Here is a 22,961-nt window from a genome sequence, read left to right as displayed (position 1 = left end):
TTCACCTCGTCGGTTCGGGCGTCCGCGCTCAGTGGAGCAGCGTCCTGAAGTCGATGCGGAACATGACCGCGACCGCGCCGTAGAACGCCGCTGCGGCCGCGACTCCGCCAAAACACGCCATGGCCCAGTCGAGGCGCGCCAGCTGGGGCGTGGTCCACGCCAGCAGCGCGAGCGCGGCCAGCGGCGCGAGAGGCGCCCCGAGGCAGAGCCAAGCGACCCGCGGCGTGAAGGCCTGCGCCCGCAGCGCCCAGCGCGCATAGATGATCGCGGCGCCGAATTCGGCCGCCACGATCGTGAGCAGGAAGGCGTCGAGATTGCGGGTCAGGATCAGGATCAGCCCGGCCGGCGCGACGGCGCAGGCCGACATGATCGAGCCCAGGCTCACCAGCCGCGTCCGGCCGGACGCATAGGCCGCCGGCACCGGCAGCATCATCATGAACTTCACGAAGACGCTCATGCCGGCCAGGCACATGAAGAGGCGCGTCGGCCGGTAATGGGCGCCGAAGACGAGGCCCAGCACCTCGTCGCCCAGCAGCGCCAAGCCGAGCCCGTAGAAGCAGCCGAGCGCCGAGAGAAGCCAGGCCCACAGGTCCGACACGCGGGCGAACCTCTCCGGCTGGGCGCGGCTGTTGGTGAAGATGGGCACGAACATGCTGTTCAGGAACTTGGACAGCACCGAGCGCGGCAGCGTGGCCGTCCCATAGGCGACGTTGTAGAGCGCCAGCGCGGACGGCCCGAGCAGGCTGCCGACGAGCAGGCGGTCTCCCATGGCGAGCGACACGGCCATGCCGTTGACGAGCAGCGGGCGGCCGAACCGGGAGGCGTCCTTGGCGGCGTCCGCGTTCCATCCCAGCCGATAGGGCCTGGGCGACAGCCCGTGGGTGAGCGCCACCTCAGCCACGGTCGCCGCCAGCATGCCCCAGATCATGCATTCAAAGCCGCCCTGAAGCGCCGCGATCGCGACCGTGACCACGGCCCAGACCGTCTGGGTGGTGGAGATCACCGTGGCCTCGCGCCAGAACACGTAGTGGCGCATGCACTCCTTGGGACCGAGATTGTTGAAGCCCCGCAGCAGCGCGATGACGCCCAGCAAGGCGTAGACCCACGCCTTGTCCGTCGCCCCGAAGAGCTGCGCCACGAAGGGCGACGCGGCCGCCAGCACGGCGCCGATCGCGGCGGCGCGCAGCAAGGCGAGGCTCTGGAGCGTGGGCATGATCTCGTCGTCGGAGGCCGTGGTGGTCTTGCTCACAGCGAAGATCGGCAGGCCGAAATCGGTGATCACCTCGATCATGCCGAGCACGACGGAAAGCGAGATCGCCAGTCCGAACTGATCGGGCGCGATGAGGCGCGCCAGCGCGATGTTGCGCAGGAAGGGAAGGATCGCCTCGAGCAGGTTCGCGCCGAGCAGCGTCCCGCCGGCGCTCACGCGGCCCTTGCGCGGCGCGCCGTCCGCCAGGCCGGCCTCCGCCTCGGTGGAGATCGCCGTCATGCCGCCGGCTCCGGGCTGCGGCCGGCCAGCGGCGCCAAGCCCAGCGGATTGGGCCGGGTCCGGCGGTCCTGCAAGACCGGCAGGATGCAGGCGAGCGCGAAGGACATCGAGGGGAAGCCCACGAGGCCGTTCACGATCGGCTCCGTCATGCCGTACAGCATGAAGAACAGCAGGTAAGCCACCTTGGCGTGCGCGCCGGCGCGGGCCGCGCGGCGGATCGAGGCGATCAGCGCGGCCATGAACAGGCCGAGGCCGACCAGCCCGCCGGAGAACAGCGTCTCCAGGAAGACGTTATGGGCGTGCGCGGCGGCGACGAAGAGCATCTCGTTCTTCGGCAGGATCTGCCCCGAGGAGGTGAAGCCGAGCCCCAGCAGCGGGTGCTCCAGCCACAGGCTGATCACGACCTCCCAGATGCGGGTGCGGCCGGTGCCGGTCAGGACCTCCTCGGCCGAGCCGGACCGCGACACGAGGTCGAGCAACTGCTCGCCCCACAGATAGCCCGCCACCGCCGCCACGCCCGCGCCGACCAGAAGGAGCGCGATCTTGAGGGGCTTGTCGCCCTTCTGGATGAACACGTAGCCGAAGGCCAGGCCGGCGGCCGCCAGCGCCATCCGGTTGTTGCTGAGCACGAGGCAGAACGCGAAGGAGCCCACCGCCGCCCAGAACAGGAGGCCGCGCTTGCCGCGCTCCAGCACCAGGAAGCTCAGCATCAGCCCGACCGCGCCGGCCGACCCGGCGGCGTTGGCCGAGCCGAACACGCCCTGGAGGCGGGACGTGGGCACGAACACGTTGTTCACCCAGTCGCTCATGCGCCCCAGCGACGGGACCGCGAAATAGACCACCACGGAGGCGGCGCAGAGAACGAAGCAGGCCAGGATCATCATCTTGACGACGGTGGTCTCGCCCTGCTCCTCGCCGATGCTCCACAGATAGAGATAGCCGCCGGTGATCGAGACGGCGGCCACCGCCGCATAGGCGGGCGCCACCGCGTAGACGCAGGTCATGATCGTGAAGCCGAGCCAGCCCAGCCACAGCGACCAGGGCGTCGCGAGGCCCGTGCGGAAGCTCCTGAAGACCGTGGGCGCGCTCAGGGCGAGCAACAGCGCGATCCCGCCGAGCTTGAGGGCGACCTGAAGGTCGATGCTCTTGTCGGCGTATTCGCGCGTGCGCCAGCTGGCGCTCTCGATCAGCACGATGCCGATCGCCAGCATCGTCGAATAGGGAGCCACGCCCATCAGCGCCCGCTGGCCGGCCAGGAGGGCGACGGGCGCGAACGGGATCGCGAGGATCAGGACGAGGCTGACATAGTCGTCGTCCATGAAGGCGGCGGCCGCCAGGGCCACATAAAGCGCCGCCAGGGCCGCGCAGGCCAGGGCCATGGGTCCCGCAGACAGCGGCGGGAGCCAGCTCCCGGTCGGGGCGGTCGGCGCCGCGGCCGAGGCCGGGCCGGTCCCCCGCCTCTCCGCGCTGCGGGCGGCGATGGCCGCGCGAACGGCCAGGACACGCTGGCGGGCCGTCGTCATCGGCCGGCCTCCAGGCCCAGCGCGGCCAGCATGCCGGGATCAAGGGCGTCCGGCCCGGATTCCGGGCGCAGGCCGAAGCTGCGGGAGCTGTCCCAGACGGCCCAGCCCCAGCCCCGCCGCTCGAACTCGCGGCGCGCCGCCTCGACCCAGCGCAGCCGCGCATCGCGGGGCGCGGCCCGCGCATAGGCGCCGAACTCGCCCACATAGATGGCCGGGTCGCCGTGCCGGCGGGCCCAGTCGCCCAGGGTGTCGAAACTCGCCGCCATGGCGGACTGGGTGAAGGCGCCGCCTCCGATCTGGTCGCGCACGTGGTCATGCGCCTCCTGATCGCGCGTGGCTGCCTGGGCGGCGGCTTCGGCGCGCGCGGCGTCCTCCGGCCAGCCCAGCCCGGACACGCGGGTGGCCACCGGCCAGGTCCATTCCGCCGCCTGGTGGGTGAAGAGGATCGGGGCGTAGTAATGCACCGTGTAGACGAGGTTGGGGTCGCCATAGGGCGTGCGCTTGACGAGGTCGTCGATGCCGCTCCAGCCGCCGCCGGCGACGATGACGGTCCGGGACTGATCGGCCGCACGGATCGCGGCGAGCGCCCTCTCCTGCAACGCCCACCATGCGTCGTCCCGGAGCGGCTCGGGCTCGTTCAGGATCTCCAGCGCGAGGCGGGCGGGATCGCGGCCGGCGAGCGCGCGGGCGAGGCGGCTCCAGCGCTCCACGAACTGCGCCTGCCCGGCGCTCTCGGCGAGCTTCTCCTTGCCGGATCCGGGATGCAGGTCGACCACGGTGGCGAGACCGGCCGCGTCGATGGCGTCGAGCGCGCGGTTGAGCAGCGTCAGCGCGGTGGCGTCGAGGGCGGTTCCCGACGGGAACATGACGTCGGGATCCAGGTTCAGCCTGGCGTGCGCGAAGCCGGCGGCGCGCAGCCGCGCCAGGTCCTGAGGCTTCACGAACAGGGCCAGATGCGTGGCCGAATAACCCTCGAAGCTCTGGGCGAACCAGTGGGACAGGTTCACGCCCCGGGCGAGCGCCATCGGCCCGCGCGGCGCGGCGGCAAGGGCCGGACCCGTCCTCGCGCCGGCGACCGCCGCCGCGGCGGCGAGCATCGAGCCGAGGGCCGCGCGCCGGGTGAGGCGCTGCGGCTCGCCCGCGCGGCCCTCGGCGGCGACCCTGATGGCCGCTTGCGTCACGGCGCTCAATCCTGGAGCTTCGCGAGAGGCGTTTCGGTGTGCAGCGCCACCTCGACGGTGTCGCCCGGGAAGATCTCCGCGTCCTCGTCCACGACCGATTCGCCGCCGCCGCCGGAGGCCGCGCGGTACACCTTGATCACCGGGTTGGAGGCCCCGCCGCGGGTGAGCTGCGAGCGGATCATGCCCGTATAGGTGATCTTCTCGCCGACCGCCTGCAGGCGGGAGCGGATCCGGTTCAGCTCGACATTGGATTCGGCGAGCTGGCTCAGGATCTCCTTGCGGCGATCCTCCCAGAAGCGCCCGACCTTGCGTTCGGCCTCTTCCTTCTCGCGCAGCGTGGTGGTGAGCTGCACCTCCGTCTGCAGCGACTGGGTCGCCGAGAACAGATAGAGGCGCCGCGCCTCTGACAGGCGCGTCATCGGCACGTTGCCGCGCGACGAGAACTCCTTGAGCTTCTCATAGTCGGCGGAGTCGACCTGCACGTTCTCATTGTCCTTGCCCTGGCGGGACTTCAGGAGGTCGATCTGCGAGGACGCCAGGGTGACGGCCTTCTGCAGATGGCCCCGCTCGGCGTCGTTCTGGCCCTGGCGAAGCGCGAGCTCCTGCTTGGCGATGTCGCGGACGCGGGCCAGTTCGGCCTCCGGCAGCGGCGCCTGGGTCATCTGCTCAAGCGAAGGCCCGCCCTTGCGGCTGGGATCCATCTCATTCTGCAGCCGCCAGATCGTGGCCTGCTGCTTCACGAACTGCATCCAGAGCGTCTGGTATTCGGTGCGCAGGTCGGCCGATTCCAGGAACGGGTTGTTCATCCGGAACCGCATAATCTCGTAGCCGCCGGCCAGCGCCACCGCCTGGCGGACCGTCATGCCGGGCCGGTAGGTCTGGGCGCCGGGCTTGGTGACGTCGCCGCTGAGATAGACCGGGCGATACTCGACGATGGAGACCATCACGGCCTCCGGCGAGATCGCCGTCACCGCCTCGCGCCCGTCGCTGGCGTGCTGCTGGTAGAGCTTTTGCGACAGCTCCGCCTTGATCTTCTTCTGCACCTCCGGGAGGCTCAGCCCGGCGACCCGGACCGGCGCGATCATCGGCACGGCGATCTCGCCGGCGAGGCCGACGGTGCTGCGCTGCTTGAGGTCGGGCAGCCCGGCGACGGAGATCTCGATCACGTCGCCGCTCTGCACGGCGTATTCGGCGAAGGCCGGCGCGACGCCCCACAATGCGAGGCCGCCCGCCAACACGGCGACGCGGCCCATGCGGGCCGCGGTTCGATGAGTGAGGGGATGTTTCAACTCGTCACCTCCGAATGGATTGTCGGTCTCTGCGACCGTTCAGGGACGCGCTGACGCCCAACACACGACTTCAGTAGGCCGACGAGCTGAAGAAGATCTCGCGACCGGTCGCGATCAGGATCTTCACGTCCATGCTCAGCGACGCGTGGCGGATGTATTCGAGATCGAGCTCGACCCGCCTCTGCATGTCCTCGATGCGCGGCGTCTCGCCCCGGGCGCCGCGAACCTGCGCCAGACCCGACACGCCCGGACGGGCCACGAAGCGCCGGTGGTATCCGGGCACGCGCTCGCCGAAGAACCGGTCATGCGCCACGGCGTGCGGGCGAGGCCCCACCAGCGACATCTCGCCCTTGATGACGTTCAGCAGCTGCGGCAGCTCGTCGATGCTGGTGCGGCGGATGAACTGGCCCACCGGCGTGATTCGCGGATCGCCGCGCGTCGCCTGGACGACGTCGCCCTGCGCCGACGCGTCGATCGACATCGAGCGGAACTTGCACACCCGGAACGGCGCGCCGCCCTGGCCGCCGCGAGGCTGGCGGAACAGCACCGGACCGCGCGAGGTCGCCCGGACCAGGCTGGCCACCATCACCAGGATCGGCGCGAGCGCCATCAGGGCCAACGACGCCACCACGATGTCGAACACGCGCTTGCGGCGGGAATACAGATAGGGACTGACCGGCTCGGTCGAGCCGACAAGCTCGCCCCGCCGCTCGCCGCGATAGTCGCCCCGGGGCGTCCCCGCCCTGCCGAACGGAACCGGACGGGAGGACGCCGCATGGACGTTCGGCTGCGCCTCGGACCGCCTTGCGCGACGGTCCAGGCCGAAGGGAGCCTTCGCGATTAGCGTGTCCCACGAAGTCTCTTTCATGCATCGTCTCCCGGCAGTTCCAGTCTGTCCAGCGTCATCACTTGTGATGTAGCTGAGATTATAAGTCAATGTTTCATACAGTATTCTCAATACGATTTGTTATAGTTCTAGGAATGTGGGCAAAATATGGCGACCTCAATACCAGTGGTACTCAGTCAGACTTCGCCATGTTGCAATGTTGCTTCACTTTTCTACTTTAGTATCTGGACGCATCTGGAAATTTCTATTATGACGAGCTGCATGGAAGGCCTTTGAAGGGCGGCTGCGACGGTGCGTTAACCGCCGGTTAGCCATGCGTCTCGGGCTCACAACGTCACCTCGGCGGAATGGATCCCGAAAAAATGCTGCAACTGCGAGATAGACCGTCCGGAGCCTCTTGGAATTCACAGAAAGCCGCCGTGTTTCAGACGCTTGCATCCCAAAATTCCGCCTTCGGACCGAGCGCGTCTGGTCCGCAGGCGAACCGGCGCGCGGCGCTTTCGCAGCGCGCCGAGGGATCGATTGGAGCGGACACGTGTTGGAGAGCCTCGGGAGCCTCGCCGGCTGGACCCGAGGCGCCGGCGCGCGAGGAGAGTCGCTGAATGAACCAGTACCAACGCACTCACGAGACCATGGCGGCCTATGAACGCCTGCACCTCGCCGCGGCCGAAGAGCGCGGCGGCGAGACCCTCGCGGCGGCCTGGGCTTCCGTCGTCCGGCAATGGCGCGTGGTGCTCGCGGCGGCCGGCGTCGGGCTTGTCGTGGCGCTCGTCTTCCTGGCGGTCACGCCCCCGCAATATTCGGCGCGGGCCCTGGTGCTGATCGATCCGAAGAACGACTTCTCGGTCCGGGCGACCCGGGCGCCGACCGACTCCAACACCGATTCGGCCAATATCGAGAGCCAGGTCGAGATCCTCCGATCTGACCGGATCGTCCGCAAGGTGATCGAGGCGGAGAACCTCGTCGATCATCCGGCCTTCCGGCCGGGCGTGCTCTCGCAGGTCCTCTCGACGCTGAAATTCTGGGACCGCGAGACGCCGGCCAAGACCGAGCTGGCCCGCATGGAGGCCACCACCAGGGCGCTGCAGAAGCAGGTCACGGCCAAGCGGCTGGGCCTCACCTATGTGGTGGAGCTGACCGCGACCATGCCCGACCCGGTCGAGGCGGCGCGCGTCGTCAACGCCTATGCGCACGCCTACATGGACGGCCAGCTGCAGTTCCGCGAGGAGCTCGCGTCACGCACCAGCAAGGCGCTCCAGGAGCGCACCGAGGAGCTGAAGAAGCAGGCCCAGAACGCCGAGCGCGCCGTGGAGGAGCTGAAATTCTCAGGCTCGCTGCAGGGCGAGAACTCCGCATCGGCCCGCGTCGCGCTGAAGAACCTGGAGAGCACGGCGCAGACCTACCGGGTGATCCACGACAAGTTCCTGGAGCGGTACGCCGAGACCCTCCAGCAGCAGTATTTCACCGTCCCGGACGCCCAGATCGTCAGCGCGGGCTTCCCGCCGCTGAACAAGAGCTATCCGAAGACGCTCATCGTGCTGGCGACGGCGCTGTTCCTCTCCGCCGCGCTGGGCTCGCTGCTGGCGCTCCTGCTGGATCGACGCTTCGGCGGCGCCCGCCTCAAAAGGGATCATTTCGCGTGAGAGCGTCCCGCGCTCCGCGGGGCGCTGCGCTGACGGCGGCGTGACCCGCCTCGCGCTCCCGGATGCTTGAACCCCCACCCGTCACGACGAGGCAGGTCCAACCCACGATGCATGTGTCCCACCGAAGGCCCCGAGCGCCGGCGTCCGCACTCCCGGCGACGCGTTGGCGCGCCGGCTCCGTCCTGGTCCTGGCGGCCCTCCTGGGCGCCGGCGCGGCCCGGGCGGAAGACTACGCGATCGACCCCGGCGCGGCCGGCGACCTCACCTATGATTGCGACGACGGCTGCGCGCTGAACTCGGGCGCACGCGCCCGTCCGGCCCCCCGCGTCCTGGCGCCGCGCCTCGCCGCGCCGCGCCTTTCGGAGCCGCGCAAAGCGGCCCCCCAGCGCGCCGCGCCGGCCCGCCCGATCCAGGGCACCCTGCGCGGGGTCCCGGTGGCGGGGCAGAACCCGGCCGCCATCCCGGTCGGCCGTCCCGGCCCATCGGTCGACGCGAGACCGACCGCCCAGGCCGCCGCCGCGCCGGCCCCGCGCAGCGTGCCGCTGCCGCCGCCCCGCCCCCGTTTCGCCTGGGACGACCAGCCCTCCGCCGATCCGGCCGCCTCGGCGTCGGCCTCGCTCGCAGCGCCCACCCCAACTTCGGCGGAGCCGACCGTGGCGCCGGCGGCGCAGGCCTCCGCCTCGCCGAAGCCGGCCGGCGCAGGGCCCGTCTCGATGATGGCGCCCAGCCGGCGCTATGCGAGCGCCGTCGCGCCGACGCCTGAAGAGCCGGCCCCTGTCGTCGCCGCTCCGAGCACCCCGGCGGCGCCCGAGGCCAAGGTCGTCGAGACCAAGCCCGTCGAGGCCAGGCCTGTCGAGGTTAAGCCCGACGAGGTTACGCCCGTCGAGACTCAGCCCAGCGATGTCCCGGCCGCCAAGACGAGGACCGCCGCCCTCCCCGCGCCGGCCGCTCCCGTCGTGGCGCCTCCGGCCACCCCGTCCAGCCCGCCGCAGCTCCCGGCGCGCGCGGAGCCGGCCGCCGAGAGTCCGGCTGCGCCCGCTGCTCCCGCCCCCATGGCGCAGGCTCCCGCTCCCAGCCCTGCTCCGGCGCAGGCTCCGCCCGCGGCGGCTCCGGCGCCCGCTCCCGTGGCGCAGGCTCCAGCCCCGCCGCCCGAGCCGCGCCAGACGGCCGCGGCGGAGCCGGACGACCTCGTCGTGTTCCTGGCCGTCAGGGCGGACATCCGCTCCGTCGGGCAGCTGGCCGGCAAGCCCGTGGCCATGGGCAGGCCCGCCCCGGGCTCGCAGGGCGCCATGGTGCAGGACGCCTTCGCGAGCGCGGGCGTCAACCCGCGCGCCATCGAGCTCGCCGGCGACGAGGCCATCAAGGCGCTGATCGACGGCAAGGTCGCCGCCGCCACGGTGCTGATCGGCCCGCCGATGCGCGACAGCGAACTGCCGGCCCTGAAGGCGGACCGGTTCCGCATCCTGCAGGTGCCGCTGGGCCGCCGTCCCCAGGGCTGACGGTGCGGAAGGGCTGACGGTGCGGAGCGGCCGCTTACGCGCCCCGCAGGATCTCCGGCCAGGGGTCCGCGGCGCGCGTCATGGCGAGCCGGTCGACCGCGCCGCGCGAGAGCTCCTCGACGCGCCCGGGATCGCGGATGATCGACAGCATCGCGGCCGCGAAGGCCTCGGCGGTGACGTCCGCGGCGATCAGTCCGGCGGCGGGCGGCGATCCGCCGACCTGCTCCGGCAGGGCCCCGACCGGCGTCACGATGGACGGGGTGGCGCGGCTCATCGCCTCCGGGATCACGCCGGACTGGCTGGCCTCCGTGTAGGGGCAGAGCAGGACGTGGTGCTCGGCGATGAGGTCCACGAAGGCCGACCGGTCGAGCCATCCGGACTGCAGCCGAACGGCCGGCGCGTCCCGCGCCAGCGCCTCGATCGCGGCCTGCTGGTCCGCCTTGGCCTGGCCGGCCACGGTGAGCGTCCAGGAGCCGTCCGCCGGCAGTTGACGCACCGAGTCCGCCAGGAGCTGCAAGCCCTTGTAATGGATCATTCTTCCCAGCAACAGGAAGCGCACCGGCTCGCCAGGGGTCACCCGCTTGGGCGTGGCGGTCTCGACCGGCGAGACGCCCGCGATCGGGGCGACGACGAGCGGCTGCCCGGCGCGCAATCCACCCTCCCCGGCCGGCAGGCGGCGCAGCTCGGCCGCCGAGGCCTCCGACAGCGCCACCACGATGTCGGCCTGCGCCAGCAGCTTGCGCTGCGTGAACCGCTGGAAGACGGCGCCGTAGTCGCCCGGATGCGGCGACACGTCATGCACCACATAGACGAGCTTCGTCCCGGCCGGGCGGCGGCTCACCAGGGGCCAGGCGAGCAGATGATTCATCGCCACCACGACATGGCTCGGCTTCTCGGCCGCCAGAAAGGACGGGAACCCCGCCACGTCCTTGAGGCCCGTCGCCCAGGCGCGGGGATCGCGCGAGGAAAAGAGAGGGATGCGCATGTGCACGGTGCGCACGCCCGGCGGCGCCAGCATCTCGAGGTCGGGATTGGTCGCGCGGCCGGAGACGATCAGGCGTTCTGGCCCCAGGACCTGCGCCATGCGGGCCGCCAGGCAGCCCGTGAAATAGGAGCCGCCCCGCTGGCCCCAATATGTCAGCACGACCGTCATGGGACCTCGCCCGATTTGTCTTGGCCGCCTACTTCCCATAGACAGCCCTCAGCCGCAAACGCCACGCCGCCCCATGACCCTGGCCCTCGATGACCGTGACCGCTGAACCGACCGCCGTTCCGCCCGTGGCCGCTCCGCCCGTGATCGTGCTCGGGGCGAACCAGAGCTTCGCGGGCCGCCTGCGCGCGGCCGTCGGGGACCTGCTCTGGACGGGAGCGCTCTGGCGCCTGTGGACCACCCTCGCCTGGCTGGACGTCAAGGCGCGCTATCGCGGCTCGCTGCTGGGGCCGCTCTGGGCCACGCTGTCGACGGGGCTGATGGTGGCGGGCATCGGCACGCTCTACTCGTCGCTGTTTCGCGTGCCGCGGGCGGACTACGTGCCCTTCATCGCCCTCTCGCTGGTGCTCTGGAACTATCTGAGCGGCCTCGTGGTGGAGGCCTGCCACTGCTTTGTGCGGCACGAGCCGATCATCCGCTCCACCCGCCTGCCGCTGGGGCTCTACGCGGCCCGCACGGTGGTGAACGCGCTCATCCTGCTGCTCCACAGCGCGCTCGTGGTGGTCGTGGTGTTCGTGATCTACGGCGTCTGGCCCGGCCTGGCGGCGTGGTCGGCGATCCCGGCGCTTCTGATCTGGATCGCCAACTCCGTCGCATGCTGCCTGCTGCTGGGCACGCTCAGCGCCCGGTTCCGGGACATCCCGCCCATCGTGGCCAGCATGATCCAGTTCGTGTTCTTCATCACGCCGGTGATCTGGACGCCCGAGTCGCTCGGGATCCACCAGTGGTTGCTGGTCTTCAATCCCGCCTATTGCCTGCTCGAGATCGTGCGCGCGCCGCTGATGGGCGCGGCCGCGAGCCTGTCGGTCTGGCTCGCCGCCCTGGCCTACAGCGCCGCGCTGATCGGCATCACGGCCGTGGTCTTCGCGCGGCTGCGCGGCCGCATCGCGTACTGGATCTGAGCATGACGCATATCCATGTCGACCATCTCTCGATCGAGTTCCCGCTCTATCACGGCGGGGGCCGGAGCCTGCGCAAGGCGGTCCTGTCCACGGCGACGGGCGGGCGCGTGGCCCGCGACGAGAACGAGCGCGTGCTCGTGAAGGCGCTGGACGACATTTCGTTCCGGCTGCAGCCCGGCGACCGCCTGGGCCTCGTCGGCGGCAACGGCGCCGGCAAGACGACCCTCCTGCGGGCGCTGGCGGGCATCTACGAGCCGGTGCGCGGGACGGTGTCGACCCAGGGACTGATCACGACGCTGATCGATCCCAATCTCGGCATGAACATGGACCTGACCGGGCGCGAGAACATCGCGCTGCGCGGGCTGTTCTCGGGACTGGGCGAAGCGCAGGTGAACGCGCTGACCGACGACGTGGCCGAGTTCGCGGAGCTCGGCGACTTCCTGGAGATGCCGGTGCGCACCTATTCGTCCGGCATGGTGGTGCGGCTCGGCTTCGCCCTGGCGACCGCCATCCACCCGCAGATCCTGCTGATGGACGAGTGGTTCCTGGCCGGCGACGCCGCCTTCATGGAAAAGGCCCGAAAGCGGCTGGAATCGCTGATCGGCGGCGTCGAGATCCTGGTTCTGTCGACCCATCTGCTCGACGTGGTCCAGCGCTGGTGCACCAAGGTGATCTGGCTGGAGGGCGGCAAGGTCCGCCACCAGGGCGACGTCTATTCGGGCGTCCATGCCTATATGACGGCGTCCGGCATCCCCATCTAGGCCGCGCCCGGGCGGCCTCGTCCGGGGCCGACCTCGCCGGTCTTCAGGTCGACCGCCGGCGGGGGATCGAGGCGCCGCGCGCACCATTTGCCGAGATTGTGGGTGGGCCGCTCGACCCATCTCTCCATCCCGTGCGCGGCGAGGAGGACCATCGGGAACGCGAGGATGAGCGCCGGCCCCGCGCCGATGCGTGGAGCGACGATATAGAAGGCCGTCAGGATCACCGGCCAGTGGATCAGATACAGGCTGAACGACACCTGTCCGAGCCAGGACGGCCAGGGCCTCTGCAGCAGCCGCGAGGCGCCCTGCGAGAAGAGGCACCCGCTGATGACGTAGACCGCGCTGCAGCCATAGAAGAGGTAGGCCGAGCCGCCGGACGCCTTCCCCGATATGGCCAGCATGGTCGCGATCAGGACGCCCGCGCCGCACGCGGCGACGTGCAGGGCCGGCGTGAGCTTCCCGTAGATCGCCCTCAGGTCGTCCAGCCGAAGCGCGCATGCGATTCCCATCAGGAAGAAGACGAGATAGCGACCCGTCAGCAGCAGCGTTCCGATGAGGTCCCGGGCGTCCACGGTGGATGGGTCGCCCAGCGAGGTCTTGAGCCTGACGCACAGGAACGCGACGATGAGGCCGGCCGCGACGCTCGCCAGCCCGAACCGCCAGACGAAAAAGAACAGCGCCGGGAACAGGAGGGACGCCCTCACCTCCATGATCAGGCTCCACATCGGCGGATCGAGGCGGGTGGCGTCGAGGGGATAGCCGCTCAGCGCGAGGTGGGAGACAAGGTTATCGGCGGAGAGCGGCAGGTTCCACGTCCGGAACGTCTGCGTCAGGGCCGGAGGCGGCGCTGCGCCGGCGAAGGTCCACGCCAGGGCGGCGGACAGGATGACCGTCGCCAGGAGGGGCAGATAGAGCCGGCAGAGCCGCCCCACCGCGTAGGCGAGGTAGCGTCGGCCGCGCCCGCTGGCGTAAGGAAGCGAGAGCACGAAGCCGCTCAAGACGAAGAACAGCACGACCGCAGCCGGCCCCGTCACGAAGGGGGACAGCGGCGTGCGGAACAGGCCGGACACGCCGTCGTCGTTCACGGTGAGGTAGAGATGTCCGAGGACGACGACGAGGGCGGCGACGCCGCGGAGCGAATCAAGTTGCTTGTAGCGCTGGTTGGCTGAAATGCCCAATATTTGCTCGTTCCCAAGAGAGGCGTTGCGAGACGCACGCGCATCGACTAGCTCAATGGCTAAGGTTGTACTTCGATAAGCCGGAAGCTCAACAATGCCGTACGGAGCAATGGAGGCTTCACCTCGGCTCGTTACAGACTATATGCTACCGGGAGGGTCGTCCAGAAGCTGCGGCTGCGTGCTTCAACTCGGGACCAATCCTTTGCATCGGCTTACGGGCCGCACGGTCAACGGAACGGCCGCAGCGCTCCCGGGCCGAACCATCCCCATGCGGCTCCGGCCGTCACACCCCCTGGACCAGGCTGCCTGCCCCCCATGATTCACGTGTTCCTGATTCATACGCACAAGGACGCCGCCCAAATCGCGCAGCTCGCCCAGGTGCTGCGGCAGGGCTGCCCGGATGCGGTGATCCTGATCAGTCACGACGTCCGCTCCACGCCGCTCGACCCGGCCCTGTTCGCCTCCTCCGGCGCGCACCTGATCCGCGGGGCTGGAGGCCGGGGCGACTTCACCATCCTCGACGGCTATCTGGCGGCCCTGCGCTGGCTGCGCGACGAGGGCGTCGCCTATGACTGGATCACCAATCTGAGCGGACAGGACTTCCCGATCGCCTCCCTGGCGGCGTTCCAGGACCTTCTGGCCACGACCGAGGCGGACGGCTACCTGCACCACTTCGACGCGATCGAGCAGGATCCGGCGAGCATGAAGCCGTGGGTCTGGCCGCCTCACCGGGGGCGCGACCGCTATCACTACCAGTACCGGACCTTGAAGACGTCCTTGAGCATGGCCGAGCGGGCGCTCCTGCGTCTGCCCCGCGTCGTTCTCGAGCGCCTGACCGACCGCGTCCGGGTGAACACGTCGTTCGGGCTCATGATCGGCGCCCTGGCGCGCCCCGGGCCGTTCAACGCCAACTTCCGGTGCTATGTCGGCAGCTACTGGCACACGATCCGAAGCGCCTGCGCGCGCTACATCCTGGACTATGCGGAGCAGAACCCGGACATCGTGCGGTATTTCCGCAGCGTGCTCATCCCGGACGAGTCGTTCTTCCAGACGGTCCTCGTCAACAGCCGCAGGTTCAATCTCGTCAACGACAACCTGCGCTATGTCGATTTTCGCGGCAGTCGCCACGGCCACCCGAAGTCCCTGGATCTCGACGACCTGCCGGTTCTCGTCGGCTCGAGCTCCTACTTCGCCCGCAAGTTCGACTGGCCCCAGAGCGTCCCTGTCCTGGACGCCCTGAAACCGCGGGCCTTGGGCTGAGCTCGCCCGCGCAAAACACAACTTCCGGTTGAGTATCGGCTTTCGCCTCGATTAGGCTTGCTGGCGGACCAGAACGGTCGCGCCCAGCGGGGTGGCGAAGTGCTCGGCTTCTTGCGTCGGTTCAGGCCCACGTCCCCCGCGCCTCTTCTCGCGGCGGAGCCTCCCCTTCCGGCCCCTGACGCACCGCAGGTCGACGAGACCCCCGGCGTGGAGCTGGGGCGAATCGACGGCGACGCGACCTTCACGGCGCCGGACGGGTTTTCGACGCGGCTGCGGACCCGTCCGGGCTACGCCGCCTCCGCCGGCGGCGCCCGCGTTGTGCGCATGATCGAGGCGGCGGACGCCGAGATCCTGCGGCTCCTCGACGGCGTCCCCGCCCTGCACGACTGGATCCGCTCGGTGCCCGCCTCATCGAACGAGGCGGGCGGGCCGCAATGGCGCAACGACCACCTGCCGGCCTTCGACGCGGTGTCGATCGCCTTGATGCTCGCGGCCGAGCGCCCTGACGTCTATTTCGAGATCGGATCGGGCAATTCGACGCGATTCGCGCGCAGCGCCATCCGGCATCTGGGCCTGAAGACTCGGATCGTCTCCGTCGACCCGCACCCGCGCGAGGACATCGACGACATCTGCGACCACGTCATCCGCAGCCCGCTGGAGGACGCCGCCCCGGAGGCGCTGGCGATCCTGCGGGACGGGCCGCTCGTGTTCTTCGACGGCAGCCACAGGACCCTGCCGAACTCCGACGTCACCGTGTTCTTCATCGAGCTCCTGCCCGAGCTGCCCCCCGGCTGCGTCTACGGCGTCCACGACATCTGCCTGCCGCTGGACTATGCGCCCGGCTATGCGGAGCGATTCTACTCCGAGCAGTACCTGCTGCACGCCTATTTGATCGGCGGAGCCGATGGCGACGCCGTCGCGCTGCCCGTTTCGCACGAATCCTATTCGGGCCGGTTTCTCGCCAGGATGCCGGCGGATGTGGCGCTTCATGCGCCCTGGGGCAACGCGTTCTGGATGCGCCGAAAGCCTCAGCCTCAAGCCTGATCGTCCCGGACGCGTCGCTCCGACGCGAGGCATGGCCGTTTGCGGGCCATTGTCGCGGCGCAGGCCGAGACCCTGCGCCTCCGGCAGGCCGACATGCCGCGCATCAGCCTGGAGACGGAGGCGGGCTCGAAAAGCTATCGCGGCCAGAGCACGCGCACGGAGCTCGACGTCCGCGGCATGCTGTCCATCAGCTACAAGTTGATGGACGGCGGCCTTGGCTCGGCCCGGCGCGAGCAGTCTAGCGCGTGGGAGACCCAGGCCGAGATGCGGCTGCGGTCCGACCGGGAGGACGTCGAGGCGGACCTGCGCCAGTTTTATCTCCAGCGCGGCTCCATGAAGGCCAAGACCGCCGGTTTGAGCGAGGGCGTCTCCGCCAGCGCCAAGGCGCGGGAGCTCTACCAGGAGCAGTTCAAGGGCGGAAAGCGCAGCCTTTTGGAGCTCTTGGAGGTGCAAAGCTCCTATTACGCGGCCCGCCACAACGCGATCACGAACGGCTACGGCCAGCGGCGCACGACCTATGGCATCCTGAAATCCATCGGCCGCCTCGCCGCCACCCTGGCCGGCGCCGGCTGAAGCGCCGCCCGGCCATTCGCCAGGCGCGCTTGTCCTGCCGGCCCCGGCATGCATCATCGCCGCATGAAAATGGAAATCACCGCGGACAAGACCGCGCTCGGCCGCTCCGCCGCCCACGCTGGCGCGGCCGCCATCCGGACCGCCATCCAGGCCAAGGGCGAAGCCCGCATCATCGTGGCCACCGGCGCCAGCCAGTTCGAGATGCTGGATGCGCTGATGGCCGAGCCGCTCGACTGGAGCAAGGTGTCGGCCTTCCACCTCGACGAATATATCGGGCTGCCGGCGACCCACCCGGCCAGCTTCCGCTCGTATCTGCAGGAGCGCTTCGTCGCCCGGGCGCCGGGGCTGGCGTCCTTCACGCCCGTCAACGGCGACGCGCCGGACCTCGCCGCCGAGATCGAGCGCCTGAACCGCCTCGTGTCGGCCGCGCCCATCGACGTCTGCTTCGCCGGCGTGGGCGAAAACGGCCATCTGGCGTTCAACGACCCGCCGGCCGACTTCGACACGGAAGCCCCCTACCTGGTGGTCGAGCTCGACGAGGCCTGCCGGCGCCAGCAGCTCGGCGAGGGGTGGTTTCCCGACCTCGACGCCGTGCCGCGCCAGGCGATCTCGATGAGCGTTCGGCAGATCATGAAGAGCGCCGCGCTGATCCTTTCCGTCCCGGACGCCCGCAAGGCCGCCGCCGTGAAGGGCGCGGTGGAAGGCCCGATCACGCCCGACGTTCCCGCCTCGATCGTGCAGCGCCACCCCGCGGCGACGCTCTATCTGGATCCGGATTCGGCGGCCGGGCTGGACCGGTCCCGGCTGTTTACGCCATGAGGTCGGACGGCCTCTTCGACCTGCAGGTCAACGGCTTCGCCGGCGTGGATTTCAACGACGCCGCCATCACGCCGGACCGGCTCGATCACGCCCTGCGGGCGATGCTGAGCACCGGCGTGACCGCCTGCCTGCCGACCCTCATCACGGCCCGTCCGGAGGAGCTCCGCGCCCGCTTCGCGGCGCTGGACGCCGCCGTGGCGGCGAGCAGCCTGGGGAGGCTGATGGTCCCGGGCTACCATCTGGAAGGGCCCTTTCTCAATCCCGCCGACGGCTACAAGGGCTGCCACCCGGCCGAGGCGATGACGCCGCCCGACCCGGCCCTGTTCGAGGCCCTGCAGTCGGCGCTGGCGCGGCCGATCCTGCTCGTCACCATCGCCCCGGAGATGGACGCCGGCGGCGCCTTCACGCGGCGCGCCGCGGGGGATGGCGTCGTCGTCGCGATCGGCCACAGCGCCGCCACCTCGGGGCAAGTGCGCGAGGCGGCGGACGCCGGAGCGGTCCTGTCCACCCATTTGGGCAACGGCGTCGCGCACCAGCAGCACAAATTCGACAACCCGATCGTCGCGCAGCTGGCCGAGGACCGGCTCTGGGCCGACTTCATCGCCGACGGGATCCACCTGTCGCCGGCCGCCCTCAAGGTCATGCTGCGGGCCAAGGGGATCGCGCGTTCGATCCTGGTCACGGACGCCGTGTCGGCCGCCGCGTCGCCGCCCGGGCTCTATCCGTTCGCCGGCATGACGGTGGAGCGGGCGGCGGATGGGTCCGTGCGCCAGCCCCACTCGACCTATCTGGCCGGCTCCGCGCTGAGCCTCGACGACGCCGTGCGCAACGTGGCGAGGTGGGGGCTCGCCTCGCCGGCCGACGCGATCGCGATGGCGTCGGCCCACCCGCGCGCCCTGATGGCGCCCGCGCTGGCGCGCCATGGAATCGCGCTGGCGCCCAGCGAGGTCGTCTGGTCGGCCGACCTCGCGATCGAGAGCGTGAGCCTCGACGGATCCCTTGTTGTCGGGAAACCGACTTCCTAAGCTGGCGCACAACGGCCCGAAGGGCCAACGGGAGGATTGTCATGGCGTTCAATCGCAGAGACGTGCTGGGCGGCATCGCGGGCGCGGCCATCGTGGCCGGCCATGCGCCGGGTCGGGCCTTCGCGGCCGCCCCTGCCCTGCCGAAGGCGCCCGTGACGATCACCATCATGGATGTGGGCGGCGCGCTGGCGCTGCTGCAACCGGGGTTCGACGCCTACAAGGCGGCCAAGCCGGAGCTCGCCTCGCGCTTCGTCTATGTGAAGGCGCCCGCGCCTGAGCTCGCCGGCAAGATCAAGGCGCAGCAGAACGCCGGCAAGAGCGACATCGACCTCATCCTCACCGGCAGCGACGGCCTCGCGGCCGGGCTCGACCAGGGCCTCTGGACGAAGCTGTTTCCCGATTACGATGCGTCCTTCCCGGGCATCGAGGCGAATTACGAGCCGGCGGCGCTGAACCTGTTCAAGGCCCAGGGCCAGGGCTACGGCGTCGTTTGCGCCTACTACCCCTCCGGCCCGCTGCTCGAATATGCGCCCGAGCGCGTCAGCAAGCCGCCGTCCTCGGCGGAGGAGCTGCTCGCCTGGGCCAAGGCCAACCCGAACCGCTTCATGTACGCCCGCCCGGCCAATTCCGGCCCCGGCCGCACCTTCATGATGGGGCTGCCCTACATCCTGGGCGACAAGGACCCCAAGGATCCGGTCGCCGGCTGGGACAAGACCTGGGCCTATCTGCGCGAGCTGAACGCCTTCGTGGAGTACTATCCCACCGGCACGGGCGCGACGATGAAGGAGTTCGGCGAGGGATCGCGCGACATCATCATCTCGACCACCGGTTGGGACATCAACCCGCGGGCGCTGGGCATCGTGCCGAAGTCGGCCGCCATCGCGACCCTGAAGGGGTTCCACTGGGTTTCGGACGCCTTCTTCATGGTCGTGCCGAAGGGCGTGCCGGACGACCGCTTCGCGGTGCTGCTCGACGTCATGCAGTTCATCCTGCAGCCGAAGATCCAGGCCTTCGCGTATGACGAGGGCTACCTCTATCCCGGCCCCGCGGTGAAGAATGTCGGCCTGGAGCTCGCGCCGCAGAAGAGCCAGGACGTCATCAAGGAGTATGGCCGGCCGGAATACGCCGCCCTGATCGCCGGCTCCCCCATCGAGCTGCCGCTGACGCCCGAGAAGATGGTGCTGGCCTTCCGCCGCTGGGACGAGGAGATCGGCTCCAAGACCAAGAAGTGAGCCCGGGCCGGCCCGCTCGCCGGCCCCTCCACGCAACCGTCCGGGGCGGGACGTGTTAGACGACGCGTCCCGCCGTCATGGAGTTTCTCCGATGCGTTCCTCGATCCTCGGTCTCGCAGCCGTCCTGATGCTCGCGCCCGTGGCGGCGCAAGCGCAGACAGGCGCCTATCGCAGCGCCACCGTCGCGCCCGGCAAGACGACGCGCATCGGCATGGTGTCGGCGCTGAAGAAGGACTGCGGCGTCGGCCCGCTGACCGACGTCAAGGTCGTGACCGCGCCCAAGCACGGCACGCTGAACGTCAAGGCCGGCAAGGTGAAGACGCCTGCGACCTTCCGCTGCCCCAATGTCGAGACGCCCGTGCAGGGCGTCTTCTACCAGCCCAACAAGGGCTACATGGGTTCGGACGAGGTGAAGTACGAGATCAAGGGCCTGGACGGGACCACCCGCCAGGTCACGGTGCAGATCACCGTCTCGGACAAGCCCGCCGCTCCCGCCAAGGACGACGGCGGCTCCGAGCTCTGAGGGCGGGCGCCCGGGGAGGTCCGCCGTGCCCGACAGCAAGTCCGAACCGCACCGCAAGCTCGAGGCCTACCGCCAGAAGCGCGACTTCGAGAAAACATCCGAGCCCAGCGGCGAGGCGCAGGTCAGGCCGTCCGACACCGGGCGCTTCGTCATTCAGAAGCACGCCGCCTCGCGGCTCCATTACGATCTGCGCATCGAGATCGACGGCGTGTTCAAGTCCTGGGCGGTCGCGCGCGGCCCCTCTCTCGACCCGCGCGACAAGCGGCTCGCCGTGGAGGTGGAGGACCACCCGCTCGACTACGGCGACTTCGAGGGCACGATCCCCAAGGGCGAGTATGGCGGCGGCACGGTGATGGTGTGGGACCGCGGGCGCTGGCTGCCGGACGGCCCGAAGAGTCCCGGCGAGGGCCTACAGGACGGCGATTTCAAGTTCATCCTGGACGGCGAGCGCCTGCATGGCGGCTGGGTGCTGGTGCGCATGAAGGGCGACCGCTGGGGCGGCAAGCGCACGAACTGGCTGCTGATCAAGCACCGGGACGAATACGCCGTCGACGGCGCGGGCGACGCGATCCTGGAGGACGCCACGTCGATCGCCTCCGGTCGGACCATGCAGGAGATCGCGGTCGGCCAGGGGCCGGGCCCTCAGCCCTTCATGCTGGACGGACCCGGGCGGGCCGACCCCGCCGCGGTCTGGGGCCAGGACGATGGCGGCGCCGTCGCCGCACCCGAACCGAAGAAGCCCGCCAAGGCCAAGCGCAAGGCGAAGCCGAAGTCAAAGCCGGCCGCGAAGGACTGATCCGCGCCCTACTGGACGGCCGGCTGCGCCGACGCGGCTGCGCGCGGGGGCTTCGGCGTCGGCCGCCCGGCGGCGACGGCGGGCTTGCGGCGGGCCGGCCTGGGGCCGGCATGCATGCATTCGCCCGAACGGGCGCTGCAGACGGAGACGAGTTGCGCCGGCTTGACGTCGCTGTGCCCCGAATAGCCCGAGCCGACCGAGAGATAGAGCGGCTCCGGCGATACCACGCAACTCACGGGCTGGGACGGCTTGGTCCAGTCCTCCGTGCAGACGCGCGCCCGGAACTCCACGGCGAAGCGGCAGCGGTTGCGGATGTTGAACGGATATTGCGACGCGCTCGCAGGCTCGTTGGTGAAGACGACGCACCCGGCGGGGTTCTCGGACGCCACCTTCGGAGCAGGCGGGGGCGCGGGCTGGACGCAGCTGGGGCGGACCTCCGACGCCGAATCGGGCGCGCACGGCGCGAGGCTCTGGTCCGGCCGCGCCGAGGCGGTCGAGGACGGGTCGGCGAGCTCCTGGGCGCCCTGCAGCCCCTGGCCGACAGCGGCGCCGGGGTCCGGCTGACCGGCTCCCCACCCGTTGGCCTCCGGCGTCGTCGGATCGTTGGCCGGGTTCGGGGCCGGCGCCGCCGGACGCCGGACCACCTTGGCGGCGGGCTTCGGCTTGGGCTTGGGCCTGGCCTTGGCGGCCGGCTTGGCCAGCTGCGGAGCGGCCTCCGACGCGGCGTCGGTCGCAGGCTGCGCGGCCGCAGGCGCGGCGTCCTGCGCCCAGGCGGGACCGGATGCGACCAGGGCGAACGCGAGCAGAAGGGTGTGACGAAGTCTCATTGCGCCTCCAGCGAGCGCGCACCTTGGGGGGCCAACTCGGACGGAATCAAGGCCGCGTCCCGCGAAGGCGCCGCTGTCCACAGCGTGGGACGTCAGATCGCCACGGAGGGCGCGGTCCGGCCGAAGCGGAAGGTGAAGATCCGGCCCGCCACCGCCGCGCCGAGCGTCTTGCTGAAGGGCAGCGGGCTGCAGCTGCGCAGCGCGCCGGCCACGGCTTCGGCCACCCGGGCGCGGTCCTCGTCGCCGCCCGTGAACTGGGAGAAACTCACTGCCGGCTTGCCGATGACGCCGCCGTCCCGGTTGAAGCTGACCCGGATCGTCACCTGGAATGGATGGGCGGCCTCGGGCGGGCGCCAGCAGGCCTGCAGGGCCGGGCCGATCTGCTTCAAGGTCTCGATCTTGGACCCCTCGAATTTGGGCCCTTCCGCCGCCTGCGCCGGCGCACAGGCGAGCCCGGCCAGGCCCAAGAAAAGTGCGACGCGCATTCAGGTCTCCTTCGCGTGGCCGTTGGCCTTGCGGGTCCGGCGGGGACGCGGCGGCTCTTCCGCGTCGGCCGCGAAGCCGGCCCGCTCCGTCTCCTCGCGCTTGTGGCGCATGTGCCGGCTCAACAGATAGGCCAGCGAGCCGCTGTCGCGCCGGGTCAGCGCGTTCAAGATGGCCTCGTGCTCCAGGATGGCAAGGTCCCAGTGGGCCTGCGGCATTGGGGCGACGAAGCGGGCGCGCCTGATCCGCGCGGTGACGGACTGGTAGACCGCCGACAGCACCGCATTGTCGGCCGCCGCCACGATGAGCTCGTGGATGCGCCGGTTGCACCGGTAGTAGGACGGCAGGTCGCCGCGCCGGTGATGCTCCGCCATCTCGCGGTGGAGCGCCGCGACCTCGGCGATCTCGGCGTCGCTGATGCGGGCGCAGGCCAGTTCGCCGGCCTTGGCCTCCAGCCCCTCGACCACCTCGAACAGGTCCGCCACGTCCTTGCGGGTGAGCTTGGCGGCCTGCGCGCCCCGGTGCGGCAGCAGGACGACGTAGCCCTCGGCGGCCAGCACTTTCAGGGCTTCGCGCAGCGGCGTGCGGGAGATGCCGAACCGCTCGCACAGCTCCCGCTCGGGAATGCGCGCGCCGGGCGGGATCTCGCCCTCGATCAGGATTCCGCGGAGATTCGAGACCACCTCGTCGTGCAGCATCCGCCCTCTCCGCTCTGTCGCTTTTGAATGCAAAGTTTCCGTCCGAGACGATGGAGCCTGTCAAAACAGGTTGCATGAGGCGAATTGTGCATTCAAACTGCCCTTATAGCCGCAGCAGACGGCGTGGAGGAAGCCCTCTCGGACCCGCACCCCGCCGGG

At 70.2% G+C, this 22,961-nt stretch carries 21 protein-coding genes and 1 pseudogene; 12 read left to right on the top strand and 10 right to left on the bottom strand.

Translation table 11 applies throughout. The features are described 5' to 3' along the window. Positions 1-28: 28 nt before the first annotated feature. The 5 genes from ABEG18_RS05265 to ABEG18_RS05245 all read right to left on the bottom strand — a co-directional run bounded on the left by ABEG18_RS05265 (position 29) and on the right by ABEG18_RS05245 (position 6,350). Positions 29-1,489 (bottom strand): oligosaccharide flippase family protein, encoded by a 1,461-nt coding sequence (locus ABEG18_RS05265; RefSeq protein WP_406857046.1) that lies wholly within the window; start codon positions 1,487-1,489, stop codon positions 29-31. Beyond that, positions 1,486-3,012, bottom strand: coding sequence for an O-antigen ligase family protein (locus tag ABEG18_RS05260; RefSeq protein WP_406857045.1), 1,527 nt, complete (start codon positions 3,010-3,012; stop codon positions 1,486-1,488). Before ABEG18_RS05260 ends, ABEG18_RS05265 begins: the two co-directional genes overlap by 4 nt. Then, entirely contained in the window at positions 3,009-4,193 is a 1,185-nt protein-coding gene (locus ABEG18_RS05255) for a glycoside hydrolase family 5 protein (protein ID WP_406857044.1), read from the bottom strand. The genes ABEG18_RS05260 and ABEG18_RS05255 overlap by 4 nt, the downstream gene beginning before the upstream one ends. 5 nt (positions 4,194-4,198) lie before the next feature. After that, positions 4,199-5,482, bottom strand: a complete 1,284-nt coding sequence (locus tag ABEG18_RS05250; RefSeq protein WP_406857043.1) for a polysaccharide biosynthesis/export family protein — start codon at positions 5,480-5,482, stop codon at positions 4,199-4,201. 70 nt (positions 5,483-5,552) lie between these two features. Continuing rightward, a complete protein-coding gene (locus ABEG18_RS05245) occupies positions 5,553-6,350 on the bottom strand; it encodes a sugar transferase (protein ID WP_406857042.1) in 798 nt (265 codons plus the stop codon). 581 nt (positions 6,351-6,931) lie between these two features. Between ABEG18_RS05245 and ABEG18_RS05240 the strand changes: the two genes are divergently transcribed. Next, positions 6,932-7,972: a GumC family protein gene (locus tag ABEG18_RS05240; protein ID WP_406857041.1), complete on the top strand. Its 1,041-nt coding sequence runs from the start codon at positions 6,932-6,934 to the stop codon at positions 7,970-7,972. 113 nt (positions 7,973-8,085) lie between these two features. Beyond that, positions 8,086-9,471 (top strand): hypothetical protein, encoded by a 1,386-nt coding sequence (locus tag ABEG18_RS05235; RefSeq protein ID WP_406857040.1) that lies wholly within the window; start codon positions 8,086-8,088, stop codon positions 9,469-9,471. 34 nt (positions 9,472-9,505) lie between these two features. Here the strand turns inward: ABEG18_RS05235 and ABEG18_RS05230 are convergent, their stop codons facing one another. Then, entirely contained in the window at positions 9,506-10,624 is a 1,119-nt protein-coding gene (locus tag ABEG18_RS05230; protein WP_406857039.1) for a glycosyltransferase, read from the bottom strand. Between the two features lie 89 nt (positions 10,625-10,713). On the opposite strand from ABEG18_RS05230, the gene ABEG18_RS05225 reads away from it, so the two are divergent. Both ABEG18_RS05225 and ABEG18_RS05220 read left to right on the top strand, forming a co-directional pair. Beyond that, a complete protein-coding gene (locus ABEG18_RS05225; RefSeq protein ID WP_406857038.1) occupies positions 10,714-11,583 on the top strand; it encodes an ABC transporter permease in 870 nt (289 codons plus the stop codon). A 2-nt stretch (positions 11,584-11,585) separates the two neighbouring features. Beyond that, entirely contained in the window at positions 11,586-12,344 is a 759-nt protein-coding gene (locus ABEG18_RS05220; protein ID WP_406857037.1) for an ABC transporter ATP-binding protein, read from the top strand. On the opposite strand, the gene ABEG18_RS05215 is transcribed toward ABEG18_RS05220, so the two are convergent. After that, positions 12,341-13,522, bottom strand: coding sequence for an acyltransferase family protein (locus ABEG18_RS05215; protein WP_406857036.1), 1,182 nt, complete (start codon positions 13,520-13,522; stop codon positions 12,341-12,343). The genes ABEG18_RS05220 and ABEG18_RS05215 overlap by 4 nt on opposite strands. A 324-nt stretch (positions 13,523-13,846) precedes the next feature. Between ABEG18_RS05215 and ABEG18_RS05210 the strand changes: the two genes are divergently transcribed. The 8 genes and pseudogenes from ABEG18_RS05210 to ABEG18_RS05175 form a co-directional block, all read left to right on the top strand. Then, positions 13,847-14,782, top strand: a complete 936-nt coding sequence (locus tag ABEG18_RS05210) for a beta-1,6-N-acetylglucosaminyltransferase (protein WP_406857035.1) — start codon at positions 13,847-13,849, stop codon at positions 14,780-14,782. A gap of 207 nt (positions 14,783-14,989) precedes the next feature. Next, positions 14,990-15,826, top strand: coding sequence for a class I SAM-dependent methyltransferase (locus ABEG18_RS05205; RefSeq protein ID WP_406857034.1), 837 nt, complete (start codon positions 14,990-14,992; stop codon positions 15,824-15,826). Positions 15,827-15,865: 39 nt separating this feature from the next. Next, positions 15,866-16,399 (top strand): TolC family protein, encoded by a 534-nt coding sequence (locus ABEG18_RS05200; RefSeq protein ID WP_406857033.1) that lies wholly within the window; start codon positions 15,866-15,868, stop codon positions 16,397-16,399. 63 nt (positions 16,400-16,462) lie between these two features. After that, a complete protein-coding gene (locus ABEG18_RS05195; RefSeq protein WP_406857032.1) occupies positions 16,463-17,218 on the top strand; it encodes a glucosamine-6-phosphate deaminase in 756 nt (251 codons plus the stop codon). Next, a complete protein-coding gene (locus ABEG18_RS05190; RefSeq protein ID WP_406857031.1) occupies positions 17,215-18,243 on the top strand; it encodes an N-acetylglucosamine-6-phosphate deacetylase in 1,029 nt (342 codons plus the stop codon). Before ABEG18_RS05195 ends, ABEG18_RS05190 begins: the two co-directional genes overlap by 4 nt. 41 nt (positions 18,244-18,284) lie before the next feature. Beyond that, a complete protein-coding gene (locus ABEG18_RS05185) occupies positions 18,285-19,475 on the top strand; it encodes an extracellular solute-binding protein (RefSeq protein ID WP_406857030.1) in 1,191 nt (396 codons plus the stop codon). A 91-nt stretch (positions 19,476-19,566) separates the two neighbouring features. Further along, positions 19,567-19,998 (top strand): Ig-like domain-containing protein, encoded by a 432-nt coding sequence (locus ABEG18_RS05180; protein ID WP_406857029.1) that lies wholly within the window; start codon positions 19,567-19,569, stop codon positions 19,996-19,998. 25 nt (positions 19,999-20,023) lie between these two features. Then, a pseudogene (locus ABEG18_RS05175) lies at positions 20,024-20,776 on the top strand (DNA polymerase ligase N-terminal domain-containing protein); the annotation flags it as partial. Positions 20,777-20,802: 26 nt separating this feature from the next. Here the strand turns inward: ABEG18_RS05175 and ABEG18_RS05170 are convergent. From ABEG18_RS05170 to ABEG18_RS05160, 3 genes are all read right to left on the bottom strand, one after another. Then, complete coding sequence (locus ABEG18_RS05170; RefSeq protein ID WP_406857028.1) at positions 20,803-21,621, bottom strand: hypothetical protein; 819 nt, start codon at positions 21,619-21,621, stop codon at positions 20,803-20,805. Between the two features lie 92 nt (positions 21,622-21,713). Beyond that, the gene (locus ABEG18_RS05165; RefSeq protein WP_406857027.1) at positions 21,714-22,106 is read right to left on the bottom strand and encodes a hypothetical protein; all 393 of its coding nucleotides are present in this window, start codon (positions 22,104-22,106) and stop codon (positions 21,714-21,716) included. Then, positions 22,107-22,802, bottom strand: coding sequence for a GntR family transcriptional regulator (locus ABEG18_RS05160; protein WP_406857026.1), 696 nt, complete (start codon positions 22,800-22,802; stop codon positions 22,107-22,109). It abuts the gene before it with no gap. Between the last annotated feature and the right edge of the window lie 159 nt (positions 22,803-22,961).

Origin of the sequence: Alsobacter sp. KACC 23698 (assembly GCF_045348435.1) — a bacterium.
GTDB lineage: Bacteria > Pseudomonadota > Alphaproteobacteria > Rhizobiales > Beijerinckiaceae > Alsobacter.
The sequence above is the reverse complement of the archived record's forward strand: the minus strand, read 5'-3'. Positions and strand labels throughout refer to the sequence as shown.